Source organism: Bradyrhizobium sp. WSM4873, assembly GCF_055811355.1.
Window position 1 is genome coordinate 810,117 of record NZ_JBVVPS010000001.1, and the last position, 13,453, is coordinate 823,569.

Below are 13,453 nucleotides of genomic sequence, written 5' to 3' on the forward strand. Positions count from 1 at the left end.
CGTTTCAAACTCCCACTCGCATCGCGGCGCGGCTGCCGCGATCGACCTCGCGCAGCAACTTGTAAACCTCGCGCTTGCGGGCGTGAAAGGCGGCGATGTCGGGCGTGGTCGGCTCGCTCCTCCGTCCCAGCGCCGACATCTTTGCCATGGTCTCCCCGATCGAGGCATAGGCGCCGCCTGCGACTGCGCCGAGCATCGCGGCGCCGAGCAGCACGGGCTCCCTGGTCTGCGGCAGCGCGACCGTGAGGCCGGTCGTATCGGCCATGATCTGCCGCACCAGCGGACTGCGGCTGGCGCCGCCACCCATGATCATGATGCTGGAATGGACGCCATGCGCGGCAAAGGCCTCGATCACCTCGGCAAGCCCATAGGCGAGCCCGCACAGACCGCCGACGAACAGCCGTTCCATCGAGGCGATGTCGGTGTCGAGATCGAGGCCCCCGATCACCGCGCGCGTGTCAGGGTCGGCATAGGGCGAGCGGTTGCCGATGAATTCGGGGAGGACGTGAATGTCGCGTGCCAGCAGCGCGGCACGGCTGGCATCGCCGGCGCGCGCGATGATGCGGCGCTCGAGGAAATCGATGAGGTCGAGCCCCTCCGCTCGCGCCGCAGCGCTTGCCTCGGCATGGCCCGGATGCGACTTGAGAAGATGGTCGATCGCGGCGCCCGCGGCGGACTGGCCGCCCTCGTTGAGCCAGAAGTCCGGCACCATGCCGGAATAATAAGGGCCCCACACGCCCGGAACGAAGCACGGCTCCTTCGTCGTCGCCATGATGCAGGCCGACGTTCCCATGATGTAGGCGAGGCGATCGCTGACATCGGTGGCACCGCCCGCACCGTCGCGACCACCGATCGCACCGATGCCGCCGGCATGGGCGTCGATCAACGAGGCGCCGACCGGCGTGCCCGGCGACAAGCCAAGATCGGCGGCCGCCGTACTGGTAAGCCCGGCGCCGAGCCGCGTGCCGGGCGCGACGATCTCGGTGCCGATGCGGGCGTATGTCTCGTTGACGAAGTCCGACAGGCCGATGCGCTTGAAGAATGGCGCGCTCCAGCCGCCGCCGTCATGGGCGAGATAGTTCCATTTGCAGGTGACCGTGCAGGTCGAGCGCTGCAGCGAGCCGGTTGCGCGCCAGGTCAGGAAGTCCGCCAGATCGAAGAAGTACCCTGCGGCGTCGAAGCTCGCGCGCATGTGCCGCTTCAGCCACAGCAGTTTCGGCATCTCCATCTCTGGCGAGATCGAGCCGCCGACATAGCGCAGCACGGCATCACCGGTCTCGTTGATCAGCCGCGCCTCGGCCGTGGCGCGGTGGTCCATCCAGACGATGACGTTGCGTTGCGCCTCGCCGGAGGCGCTGATGGTGAGCGGATCGCCTTGTCGGTCGAGCACCACGAGGGAACAGGTGGCGTCGAAGCCGATACCGCCGACGCTGTCGGGCGCGATTGCAGCTTCCGCCATCGCGGCCCGCACTGACGCCGTGCAAGCGTCCCAGATATCCTGGGACGATTGTTCGACGATGTCACCGGCCTCATGCCATATCCTGATCGGATGCCGTGCGATCGCCAGCAAGGTGCCCGCTTCGTCGAACACTCCGGCCCGCGTGCTCGTGGTCCCTACATCGACGCCGATATACGCTCGCGGCATTGTCGCCCCCGGAAGCTCTCGTCAGTTTTGACGCAAGCCTACCAGCAAGTGTAGCCGCCATCCACCAGCACGATGCTGCCGGTCATCAGGCTCGCGGCCTCGGACGAGAGGAACAGCACGACGGAGGCGATCTCCTCGACCTGCCCCATCCGCGCCATCGGGGTTCCACCGATCCAGGCGTCGTACATTCTCGGATTGCTCTTCACGAACGCGTTGAGCGGCGTCTCGATATAGGTCGGCGCCACCGCGTTGACGCGGATGCCACGCGCCCCCCATTCGGCGGCGAGCGATTTCGTCAGATGGTGCACGCCAGCCTTGGAGGCATTGTAGAAGCACTGCTCCTGCGGCTTGTTGACGATGAAGCCGGACATCGAGCCGACATTGACGATGGCGCCGCTCTTCGCTTTCAGCATGTGCTTGCCGAACTCACGGCAGCACCAGAAGGTGCCGTTGAGATTGACGTCGATGACGTTGAGCCAGTGCTCGTCGGTCACGGTCTCCGCCGGCGTCTCGCTGCGAGCGATGCCGGCATTGTTGACCAGGATGTCGACCTTGCCGTGGCGGGCGACGAGGTCGTTGGCCACTTCCGCCACGCGCTTGGTGTCGGTGACGTCCATGATCGCCGTCTCGGCGTCATAGCCCTTCGCCTTCAGGCTGGCTTTCGCACTGTCGGCGACCTTGCTGTCACGATCGCCGATGACGACCCTGGCGCCGGCTTCGGCCAGCGCTTCGGCGCAGGCGAGCCCGATGCCCTGCCCGCCGCCGGTGATGAACGCGGTCTTGCCGTTCAGCTTGAATTTTTCCAGGTACATGTTGCTTTTCCGATTCTTGCCGATTCTTGCCGCTTCTTGTCAGCCCCGGATGGCGTTGCCGCTTGCGTCGAAGCGATGGATGCGCGCGGGCTCCGGCACCAGCGATACATGGTCGCCGGCGTGCAGGCTCAATTCACCGACGTAGCGCGCCGTCAGCATGCCGAGCTGACCGGCATCGACATAAAGGAAGGTGTCGCTGCCGAGGTGCTCGGCCACCGCGATCGTTCCCTGCCAGCCGCCGGCGCCGTCGCGCTCGATCTTGAGATGCTCCGGCCGTACGCCGATCGTGGCCGCGCCCTTCTGCAACGCGTGCTCGCCGGTCACGAAGTTCATCTTCGGCGAACCGATGAAGCCGGCGACGAAGAGGTTGGCCGGCTTCTCGTAGAGATCCAGCGGCGAGCCGTATTGCTCGATCTTGCCGCCGTTGAGCACGACGATCTTGTCGGCCATGGTCATGGCCTCGACCTGGTCGTGGGTGACATAGATCGCGGTGGTGCCGAGCTGCTTCTGAAGCCGTGTCACCTCGATCCGCATCTGCACGCGCAACGCCGCGTCGAGATTGGAGAGTGGTTCGTCGAACAAAAACGCCTTGGGCTCGCGGACGATGGCACGCCCGATCGCGACGCGCTGGCGCTGGCCGCCGGAGAGCTCGCGCGGCTTGCGATCGAGATAAGGGGTGAGGTTCAGCGTTGCGGCGGCGGCCTCGACCTTGCGGTTGATCTCGTCCTTGGCCAGCCCCGCCATCTTCAGGCCGAAGCCGATGTTGCCGCGCACGCTCATATGCGGATAGAGCGCGTAGGACTGGAACACCATCGAGAGCCCGCGCTTGGCCGGCGGCGTGTCGACCACGTTCTTGCCGTCGATCAGGATCTTGCCGCCGGAGACGTCCTCGAGCCCCGCGATCAGCCGCAAGAGCGTGGTCTTGCCGCAGCCCGATGGCCCCACGAACACCACGAACGACCCGTCGGAAATCTCCAGGTCCGCGCCCTTGATGATGTGCACGGGGCCGAAGGATTTCTGCACGTCCTGAAGTGTGATCTGACCCATGATCCGGCAGCCCTTCCTACTTTACCGCGCCAAAGGTGAGCCCGCGCACGAGCTGCTTCTGGCTGAACCAACCGAGGACGAGAATAGGCGCGATCGCCAGCGTCGACGCCGCCGACAGCTTTGCCCAGAACAGCCCTTCCGGGCTCGAATAGGACGCGATGAACGTGGTGAGCGGCGCAGCGTTCGAGGTCGACAGATTGAGCGTCCAGAACGCCTCGTTCCAGGCCAGGATCAGGTTCAGCAGCATGGTCGATGCAAGCCCCGGGATCGCCATCGGCGTCAGGACATAGACCAGCTCGCGGCCGATGGTGGCGCCGTCCATGCGCGCGGCTTCCAGGATGTCGCGCGGGATCTCCTTGAAATAGGTGAAGAGCATCCAGATCACGATCGGCAAGTTTCCCAGGCACAGGATGAAGACGAGCCCGATGCGGGAATCGAGCAGGCCGAAGGACTTGTAGATCAGGTAGATCGGCACCAGCACGCCGACCGGCGGCATCATCTTGGTCGAGAGCATCCAGAGCAGGATGTCCTTGGTGCGCTTGGTCGGCGAGAACGCCATCGACCAGGCGGCGGGGATCGCGATCAGCAGCGCGATCAAGGTCGAGCCGCCGGCGATGATGATCGAGTTCATCGCGTGGAGGAAATAGTCGCTGCGCTCCTGAACCGTCGCGTAGTTCTCGGTGGTCCAGTGGAAGAACAGGAAGGACGGCGGAATCGCGAAGGCCTCAAGTTCGGTCTTGAAGCTCGCCAGCACCATCCAGAGGATCGGGAAAAAGATCAGGAAGCCGAAGAACCACGCCCCAATGGTCGAGACCACCACCCGCTGCCTCGTCGCCATACGCGCCATGTCTCATGCCTCCAGATTGCGGCCGACGATACGGACGAGGAAAAAGGCAACAATGTTGGCGATCACGACAGCGACGAGGCCGCCCGCCGAGGCGGTGCCGACATCGTACTGGATCAGTGCCTGCGAATAGATCAGGAAGGCGATGTTGGTGGTCGAGAGTCCCGGGCCGCCGCCCGTGGTGACGTAGATTTCCGCAAAGACGGTGAGCAGGAAAATCGTCTCGATCAGGATCACCACCGTGATGGGACGCGCGAGGTGCGGGAGCGTAATGTAGATGAAGGTCGAGACCGCGCTGGCGCCGTCCATTTCGGCGGCTTCCTTCTGCTCCTCGTCGAGCGACTGCATCGCAGTGAGCAAAATCAGCGTCGCGAACGGCAGCCATTGCCAGGACACGATCAGGATCACCGCGAGCAGCGGCGCGTCGGTAAACCAGTCGATCGGCGTCAAGCCGAACAGCGACGCGGTCCAGGCAAACAGCCCGGACACCGGATGCATCAGCAGGTTCTTCCAGACCAGCGCGCTCACCGTCGGCATGACGAAGAACGGCGCGATCACCATCAGCCGCACGACGTTGAGGCCGATCACGGGCTGGTCGAGCAACAGCGCCAGCGGAATTCCGAGCAGGACGGTCAGCGCCAGCACCGAGCCGACCAGCACCAGCGTGTTCTGAAGGGAGGCGAGGAACGCGGGATCGGTCAGGAAGTAGCGGAAATTTTCCAGCCCGACGAATGATTCCGAGCCGGGATCGAGCAGACTGTAGTGCAGCGTCGAGAAATAGAGCGTCAGCGCGAGCGGGACGATCATCCAGATGAACAGCAGCCCGACGGCCGGCGTCAGGAGCGTCCGTGCGAGAAGCTGCGTCTGCCGGGTCGCCATTTTTGGCTTCTCCGCTTGCGGAAAGAAGGCGGCCATCCCTCCCTGGCGGTGGATGGCCGCAAGTCTGAGCTCAGGAGGGAGAGTTCGAGCTCACTTGATGTAGCCGGCGCGCTTCATCTCGCGCTCGGTTGCGGATTGCGCTGCGGCGAGCGCGGCATCGACCGTCATCGAGCCCGCAAGAGCCGCCGAGAATTGCTGGCCCACCTGGGTGCCGATGCCCTGGAATTCGGGGATCGCCGCATATTGCACGCCGACGTAAGGCACCGGCTTCACCGTCGGCTTGTTCGGATCGGCGGCGTCGATCGAGGCCAGCGTCAGCTTGGCGAACGGGGCGACCTTCAGATAATCGGGGTTCTGGTAGAGCGAGGTTCGGGTGCCCGGCGGCACGTTGGCCCAGCCCTCCTTCGCAGCCACGACCTTGGTGTAGTCCTTGCTGGTGGCCCAGGCGATGAACTTCTCGGCGGCTTCCGCTTTCTTCGAGCCGGCGGGGATTGCGAGACTCCAGGCCCACAGCCAGTTGGCGTTCTTGCCGAGCCCGGTGTTGGGCGCCAGCGCGAAGCCGACCTTGTCGGCGACCTTGGAGTCCTTCGGATTGGTGACGAACGACGCCGCGACGGTGGCATCGATCCACATTGCGCACTTGCCGGCATTGAACAGCGCCAGGTTCTCGTTGAAGCCGTTCGAGCTCGCACCGGGAGGGCCGGCCTGCTTCATCAGGTCGACATAGGTCGTGAGCGTCGCCTTCCATTCCGGGGTGTTGAACTGCGGCTGCCACTTCTCGTCGAACCAGCGTGCGCCATAGGAATTGGCCATGGCGGAGAGGAACGCCATGTTCTCGCCCCAGCCGGCCTTGCCGCGCAGGCAGATGCCGTAGACGCCGGCGCTCTTGTCGGTGAGCTTCTTGGCGGCGTCGACGACGAAATCCCAGGTCGGCTTTTCCGGCATCTTGAGGCCGGCCTTGTCGAACAGGTCGGTGCGGTACATCACCATCGAGCTCTCGCCGTAGAACGGCGCGGCGTAGAGCTTGCCGTCGACCGAGACCGCATCCTTGATCTTGGGCAGGAGGTCGGCGACGTCGTAGTCGGCGCCAAGATTGGCGAGCGGCACCAGCCAGCCCTTCTTGGCCCAGATCGGCACCTCGTAGGTGCCGATGGTGAGGACGTCGAACTGGCCGCCCTTGGTGGCGATGTCGGTGGTGACGCGCTGGCGCAGCACGTTCTCCTCAAGCGTCACCCATTTGACCGATATATCGGGGTTCTTCTTGGTGAATTCACCCGTCAGCCCCTGCATGCGGATCATATCGCCGTTGTTCACGGTGGCGATCGTCAGGGTGGTTTCGGCCATCGCGGGGACGGCCAGCAACAGGCAAGATGCGCCGCAGACGGCGCCAAGGACGTGTTTCACGGTGACCTCCCTAGGATCGCGCTTTTGAGCATATACCCACGCGTTGGGCGTATGTTCGACTGAGGGCGAGCCATTGTCAAGCAGGCACAAAGCTGTTCGCGCAACTTATGAGTGCTGCGGTGCGGGAGCGAGTGATGTCTGCAAGAAGGCGCCGCGGGTTCGTCACCTCTCCCGCTTGCGGGAGAGGTCGTATCGCATCGCAGATGCGATACGGATGAGGGCTTTCTCCTCTTGGGGAATCTTGCCAGCGGAGAGACCCTCTCCCCAGCCCTCTCCCGCAAGCGGGCAAGGGAGCGCAGTCCCATTGCCGCGGCGGCTTACGCCCTACCGCTCCAGAATCGCCCGTGCGGTCGCCTCGTCCGTGATCAGCCCGTTGATCAACCGTCCATTCAACGCCGCCGCGATCGCCGGCACCTTGGCTGCGCCGACCGCGGCGCCGATCGTGGTGGTCTTCGCCGGGACCTCCGGCGGGATGCTGGTCAGGCGTTTGTTGGTGCCGGCCTTGAGCAGGCGGCCCTTGGCGTCGTACGCCCAGCCTGTGATCTCGCCGATCGCCCCTTGCCGCATCATCTCGAACAATTCGTCGCGGGTGACGAAGCCGTCGACATGGACCTGCGCCTTCTGGTCCATCTGGCCGATACCGACGAGGCGCAAATCCGCCTTGGCCGCGACCGCCTTCACCTTTGCGATCGGCTCGATCCGGACCATCTTGTTGCGCTCATCTTCGGACGACATCAGGAACGGCAGCGGCATCGGATAGTGCCGCGCGCCGGTGCGGTCGGCGAGCCGGCCGACGGTGTCGTAGAAGCTCGCCGAACCGTCGGCGGAGATATTGCCGACCAGCGAGACGATCTGGTGGTTGGGCCGGTCGATCGGCGTGACGCGCTCGACCGCGGCGCGCACGGCCCGGCCGGTACCAAGCGCGACGATGACGGGGGTCTCCGAACGGAGGGTGGAATCGAGCAGGTTGGCGCAGCGCTCGGCAATGCCCGCTGTGGCCTGCGGCGCGGCGGAATCCGCCGGCACCACCTCGCAATGAGTAAGCTCGAAACGCTGCTTCAGACGCGCCGCCAGTTCCATGCACGCGGCGATGGGATGTTCGAGCCGGAAGGTGATGAGCCGCTCGGCGAGACACAGCGACACCAGCCGCTGCGCCGACGCGCGGGACACCTGGAGCATCTTTGCGATCTCGTCCTGGGTGTGACCGGCAATGAAATAGAGCCAGCCGGCACGCGCGGCGTCATCGAGCCTGGACTTTTCGTTCTCGGCGGCCATGGCAGACGTCAGGCGTCCTTCCAGAAATCGATCATGCGCGCGAAGACCCGGTCGGCCCCCGCACCCGACAGTATAGCCTGCCCGTCGCGGCCGCGATAATGGCTGCCGCCGGCAAATCCCCAGACCGTCATGCCGGCCGCCTTGCCCGCCTGCACGCCGCTCGCACTGTCCTCGATCACCAGCGTGCGCGCAGGTTGCGCGCCCGTCTGCTCGGCTGCGTAGAGAAAGAGATCAGGCGCCGGCTTGCCGTGCCTGACCATCTGCGCGGTGTAGATCCGGTCGCCGAAATGCGCCCGCAGGCCGGTGACGTCAAGAGAGAGCGCGACACGGTCGATATCGCTGGACGAGGCTACGCAAAATGGTATCCGCAATTCCGATATCACGGTGGCAACACCCGCGATCGGCTGGAGTGATCCGGCAAACGTGCTCAACACATGCGACTTCAAGCGCGGCAGAAAGCCGTCCGGCACGACCTGCCCGAGGTCCCGATAATGCTGCTCGACCGCTTTGGTGCTGCGTCCGAGAAAGAGTTCGAACGCCTGCTCCGGGCTCAGCGCGATGCCGCATTCGGCCAGCACGTCCGACAGGCACCGACAGCTCAACAGCTCACTGTCGACCAGCACGCCGTCGCAGTCGAAGATGATCAGATCGAGTTTCGGCCGGCCCTGGTCCATCCCAGCATTCGATCATATACCCAATTGGTGGGCAATAGCTCACCCAAGGCCGGAACGCCGCACCCTTTCCTGAATCAGTGCGCCACCTGCCGGTAAATCGCCGGCAGGGCCGCGGGCAGTCGGCGGATGTTGCCGACGATGGCGTAGCCTCCACGCCCGAACAGCGTCGGGAAATAGGATTGCGCGGTTGCGTCCACCGTGACGCCGAAGGCGGCGATGCCGAGCCGGCGCGCCTCCTGCACCGATTTGCGGGTGTCCTCGACCGCGAAGCGGCCTTCGTAGTGATCGACATCGTTCGGCTTGCCGTCGGTGAGGACGAGCAGCAGCTTCTTGCGTTGCGGCTGACGCGCGAGCTCGGCCGAGGCGTGGCGCACCGCCGCGCCGATCCGCGTGTAATAGCCGGGCTTCAGCGCACCGATACGACGCTCCACTGCCCCGCTCATCGGCTCGCCGAAGGCCTTGACGGTTTCGAGCCGCACCCAGGACCGCCGGCGCGAGGTGAAGGTCAGGATGCTGTGATGGTCGCCGCAGGCCGACAGGCCGTGCGCGAGCACGAGTAGCGCCTCCTTCTCGACGTCGAGCACGCGATGGCCGTCGACCCAGGCGTCCGTCGAGAGCGAGACGTCGACAAGCAGTGTGACGGCGAGATCATGCCCCTGCGGGCGCATCGCGACATGGATGCGATCGAGACCGCCGCCGCTGCCGGCGCGAAGATCGCACCGGGCGCGCACGAGCGCGTCGAGGTCGAGATCGTGCCCGTCGGCCTGGGCGCGCATCAATTCGCGGCGCGGCCGCAAGATCTCGAAGCGCTGCCGTACCTGACGGATATGCCGGCGCATGGTCTCGTCGGGCGACCAGATCTCGCCGGTCTCGGACGCGGCGCCCGCGAGCACGCGGCAATGATCGGGCAGGTAGGAGCTGCTGCGGCAATCCCATTCGGGATAGCTGAGGTCAGCGTTCAGCAGCGAGGCATCGAGGGCTTCCGGCGGCAGGTCGAGATCGAATTTGAGCCGGCTCGCCGGCTTGCCGCTGCGGCGGCTCAGCGTCATCTCCTCGAGATCGTCGGCGGCCTTCTGCGCGTCCTCGTCCTCGCTGTCGTCAGCCGGACGGTCGACATTGACCATCTCGGCCATTGCGAGAATCTTCTCGAAGCGGTTGAGCACGAAGGGATCGCGGCGGCTGGCGTTGTCCTCGCGCTCGCGCACGGCAAAGCGCTTGCGATTGTCCTGGGCCGCGTCCCCCGCGCCCGCTGCGCACTCGTCGTCGCCCGCATGCGCGGGCGAGAGCTCGCGCGTCCAGCAATCGCCCCAGAGCGGACATGGCAGGACCGAGCGATAGCCGGGCGGGGCCTTGTCCGGCAGCTGACCTGTCCCCATCATCGCGGGCCACAGCTGGCCTGCGGGCGCCTTTCCGGCCCCGAGCAAGGCCAGGACGATCTGCTCGATCTCCTGCTCGAGACGCGGCAACTGACGTTGCGGCCGGGCTTCGGCAGTTGCTGCGGCGAGCCGCGCGTAATCGGCGGCGAGCCCGGGAAACTGCGTGAGCACGAAGACCGCCGTCTCGCTCGCCCGGCGCAAGACCAGAAGGTCCCGCCGCAGCGGATCATCCTCCGTGATCGTCTCGATCGGCGCGACCGCGAACCACGCCGCAAGCCAGCGATAGAGGCATGCGTTGAGGTCGTGGTCGGCAAATATCGCGATGCGGTCGGGGAGGAAGATGGTCGTGGCGTCGCGGCCCGGCTGTTCGAGACGTTCGTCTCCAAGGCCGATGCGTTGCCGCCAGCCGAGCCGATGGCCCGCCCTGCGCGCGCCTGCACTCGCGATCTGAACGCCCGTCTCGCCCCCAAGCGCACGGAACATCACCGCGAGCCGGCCTCTCACCTCCGCAAGCGCGACCGCGTGATCATCTTGGACCGGATAGCTCGCGGTGCCGCCGACCATCCGGTGCCAGGCACGGCCGACCGTCTCCTCCAGTTCGAGGAAGTCGAGCATGGAACCTGCCTCACCCAATCACGGCGCGCGCGACATCCAGCAGCGCCGCCTTCACGTCGGAATCGTCGGTCAGCGGCTCGATCATGCCGGCGAGCACGGCACCGGCGATCGAGACTCCCGCCGCGATCAAGGTCGCGCAATACACCACGAGCCGGGTCGAGACGCCCTCCTCCAGATCATGCCCCTTCAGCGCCCGCAGACGTCCGGCGAGCGCGACCAGCGGCCGTACGCGATCCGGCGGCAGCCCGCTCTCGGCCGACACGACCGCAATCTCCTGCTCGGTCGGCAGGAAGCCGAACTCGATGGCGACGAAGCGCTGCCGCGTCGACGGCTTCAACGCCTTGAGCAGGGTCTGGTAACCGGGATTGTAGGAGACGACGAGCATGAAGCTCGCGGGAGCGACGAGCTCCTCGCCGGTTCGCTCCAGCGGCAGGATACGGCGGTCATCGGTGAGCGGATGCAGCACGACGGTGACGTCCTTGCGAGCTTCCACCACCTCGTCGAGATAGCAGATGCCGCTCTCGCGGACAGCGCGCGTCAATGGACCGTCGGTCCACACGGTGTCGCCGCCCCTCAGGAGATAGCGCCCCGTGAGATCGGCGGCAGTGAGATCGTCGTGGCAGGCGACGGTGTGGAGCGGCAAGCCGAGCCGCGCCGCCATATGCGCGACGAAACGCGTCTTGCCGCAACCGGTCGGCCCCTTCAGCAGAACCGGGAGCCGGTGCCGCCAGGCATGCTCGAACAGCGCACATTCGTTGCCGCTTGCAACATAGGCCGGTAGCGCAGGCGCGGCCAAGGCGTGAAGGGCTGCTTTCATGATCTCTCTCCGAAAATTCCTGAAGCGGCGGCCGCGATGGAAACGCGGCCGCCGTCACGCTTACTCGGCCGGCTGCAGCACGGCGGGAATGGTCGCCTGCCTTTCGCGGCCGGGCACCAGCACCGCCCAGACGAACATCAGCGCGGAGATCGCGACGAACACACCGGAGCCGAGCCGCACCCAGTAGAAGAAGGCGAGCTGGTCCTGCACGTCCATGTAGCCCTGGCCGAGCACGCGCTGGAGATGGACCTGGACCACGCCGGCAAAGGTCAGCGCGAACGTCATGGTCATCATGGCCGTGCACATGATCCAGAAGCTCGTCATGCTGAGCCACTGGTTATAGGGCGCGCGTCCCTTGATCTGCGGGATGGCGTAAGCCATCACGGCAAGGTTGAGCATCACATAGGCGCCGAAGAAGGCGAGATGGCCGTGCGCGGCGGTGACCTGCGTGCCGTGGGTGTAGTAGTTCACCGAGGACAGCGTGTGCAGGAAACCCCAGACGCCGGCGCCCAGGAACGCCATTACCGAACAGCCAACTGACCACAGCAGCGCGGCGCGGTTCGGGTGCTTGCGGCCGGCCTTCCAGGTCATCTGCACCGTGAAGATCACCATCGTGAAGAACGGCGCGACCTCGAGCGTCGAGAACAACGAGCCGATCCACTGCCAGTAGCCGGGCGCGCCGATCCAGTAGAAATGGTGGCCGGTGCCGAGAATCCCCGAGAACAGCGCGAGGCCGATGATGACGTAGAGCCACTTCTCGACCACCTCGCGATCGATGCCATTGAGCTTGATCATGAGATAAGCGAGCACGGAGGCCATGATCAGCTCCCAGACGCCCTCGACCCAGAGATGGACGACGTACCACCAGTACATCTTGTCGACGGCGAGGTTCGCCGGATTGTAGAAGGCGAACAGGAAGAAGATCGCAACGCCCCACAGGCCGAACAGCAGGATGTTGGTAACAGTGGTCTTGCGCCCCTTGAGCGCGGTCATGGTCACGTTGAACAGGAACATCAGGCAGACGACGACGATGCCGACTTTGATGATGAAGGGCTGCTCGAGGAACTCGCGGCCTTCATGGTAGTGGAAGAGATAGCCGACCACCGCCACGCCCGCCGCGCCAAAGAACATCCAGAACTGGATCTTTGCGAGCAGCGGGCTGTACAGCTCGGTCTCGGTTTCCTCAGGCAGCAGGAAGTAGGTCGCGCCCATGAAGCCGATCAATGACCACACGATCAGCGCGTTGGTATGGATCATCCTGACGATGTTGAACGGCAGCAGCACCGACAGCGTGTTGGGCAGGACGTAGATGGTCCCGGCGAGGAGGCCGAACAGGACCTGGGCGAGGAACAGGGTCAGCGCGCCGTAGAAATACAGCATCGCGACTTTCTGGGTCTGATATTTCATCTCGGATCTCTCTGTCTTGAAAGAGGAAAGCGGCGGGCTCAGCCGGCCTTGTTCGGCGGCCAATCCTGGCGCTTGATGGTGCTCACCCATTGCAGGAAATCGGCGAGATCGTTGAGCTCCTGGTCGGTGAGGTTGAATTGCGGCATCTGCCGCCGGCCCTCCGCGCCCGAGGGCTGCGACTGCATCCAGGCCTTCAGCGTCTCTCGCGCGCCGGCCGGGTCTTCCTTGCCGCCCCATCGATCCCAGACGTTGCCGACTTCGGGCGCGAAATAGGCGCCTTCGCCGAGCAACGTGTGGCAGTTGATGCAGGAGTTCTTCTCCCAGACATGCTTGCCGCGGGCGACCGACGACGTCAGCGTCGCCGCGTCGGTCGATGTCGTGGCCATGTAGTAGTGGCTGTGCGCCGTCAGCCCGATGAAGATAGCGAAGAAAAAGGCCGAGCCGCCGTAGAAGACGTTTCGAGCGGCCGACTTGGTCAGGCGTTCAGCCATTGCCAATCCTTTCAATTGAGTCCCGTCGCGTAAATCGGTGATGCGATTTATTGCCGATTGGCACGGCCCGTTCTTTGTCAGGGCGCAAGGAGTGATGGTGTGGAACGGCCCTTCGAACCGGCATCAAAAGTGCCTAACGTGGTCGCGTAGAGAGGCGCCACAAAGGA

12 protein-coding genes are annotated in these 13,453 nt (G+C 65.0%); all 12 read right to left on the bottom strand.

What is annotated here, in order from left to right; translation table 11 throughout:
* Window positions 1–4: 4 nt before the first annotated feature.
* Window positions 5–1,645 carry an FGGY-family carbohydrate kinase gene (locus AC0L21_RS03895; protein WP_473258321.1) on the bottom strand — a complete coding sequence of 547 codons (1,641 nt, stop codon included), beginning with the start codon at window positions 1,643–1,645 and terminating at the stop codon, window positions 5–7.
* A gap of 38 nt (window positions 1,646–1,683) precedes the next feature.
* Window positions 1,684–2,457 carry an SDR family NAD(P)-dependent oxidoreductase gene (locus tag AC0L21_RS03900; RefSeq protein WP_473258323.1) on the bottom strand — a complete coding sequence of 258 codons (774 nt, stop codon included), beginning with the start codon at window positions 2,455–2,457 and terminating at the stop codon, window positions 1,684–1,686.
* Between the two features lie 39 nt (window positions 2,458–2,496).
* Entirely contained in the window at window positions 2,497–3,504 is a 1,008-nt protein-coding gene (locus AC0L21_RS03905; protein WP_473258325.1) for an ABC transporter ATP-binding protein, read from the bottom strand.
* A gap of 16 nt (window positions 3,505–3,520) precedes the next feature.
* The gene (locus AC0L21_RS03910) at window positions 3,521–4,351 is read right to left on the bottom strand and encodes a carbohydrate ABC transporter permease (protein WP_007608460.1); all 831 of its coding nucleotides are present in this window, start codon (window positions 4,349–4,351) and stop codon (window positions 3,521–3,523) included.
* 3 nt (window positions 4,352–4,354) lie between these two features.
* Window positions 4,355–5,227 carry a carbohydrate ABC transporter permease gene (locus AC0L21_RS03915; protein ID WP_473258328.1) on the bottom strand — a complete coding sequence of 291 codons (873 nt, stop codon included), beginning with the start codon at window positions 5,225–5,227 and terminating at the stop codon, window positions 4,355–4,357.
* A gap of 90 nt (window positions 5,228–5,317) precedes the next feature.
* The gene (locus AC0L21_RS03920) at window positions 5,318–6,571 is read right to left on the bottom strand and encodes an ABC transporter substrate-binding protein (protein WP_473258387.1); all 1,254 of its coding nucleotides are present in this window, start codon (window positions 6,569–6,571) and stop codon (window positions 5,318–5,320) included.
* A 384-nt stretch (window positions 6,572–6,955) separates the two neighbouring features.
* Entirely contained in the window at window positions 6,956–7,906 is a 951-nt protein-coding gene (locus AC0L21_RS03925; RefSeq protein WP_473258330.1) for a sugar-binding transcriptional regulator, read from the bottom strand.
* An 8-nt stretch (window positions 7,907–7,914) separates the two neighbouring features.
* Window positions 7,915–8,580 carry an HAD family hydrolase gene (locus AC0L21_RS03930; protein ID WP_473258332.1) on the bottom strand — a complete coding sequence of 222 codons (666 nt, stop codon included), beginning with the start codon at window positions 8,578–8,580 and terminating at the stop codon, window positions 7,915–7,917.
* A gap of 74 nt (window positions 8,581–8,654) precedes the next feature.
* Complete coding sequence (locus AC0L21_RS03935; protein ID WP_473258334.1) at window positions 8,655–10,571, bottom strand: nitric oxide reductase activation protein NorD; 1,917 nt, start codon at window positions 10,569–10,571, stop codon at window positions 8,655–8,657.
* Between the two features lie 10 nt (window positions 10,572–10,581).
* Window positions 10,582–11,388 carry an AAA family ATPase gene (locus AC0L21_RS03940; protein WP_473258336.1) on the bottom strand — a complete coding sequence of 269 codons (807 nt, stop codon included), beginning with the start codon at window positions 11,386–11,388 and terminating at the stop codon, window positions 10,582–10,584.
* A gap of 60 nt (window positions 11,389–11,448) precedes the next feature.
* Entirely contained in the window at window positions 11,449–12,795 is a 1,347-nt protein-coding gene (locus tag AC0L21_RS03945; RefSeq protein ID WP_473258338.1) for a cbb3-type cytochrome c oxidase subunit I, read from the bottom strand.
* A gap of 38 nt (window positions 12,796–12,833) precedes the next feature.
* The gene (locus AC0L21_RS03950; protein ID WP_007608447.1) at window positions 12,834–13,286 is read right to left on the bottom strand and encodes a c-type cytochrome; all 453 of its coding nucleotides are present in this window, start codon (window positions 13,284–13,286) and stop codon (window positions 12,834–12,836) included.
* Window positions 13,287–13,453 lie beyond the last annotated feature (167 nt).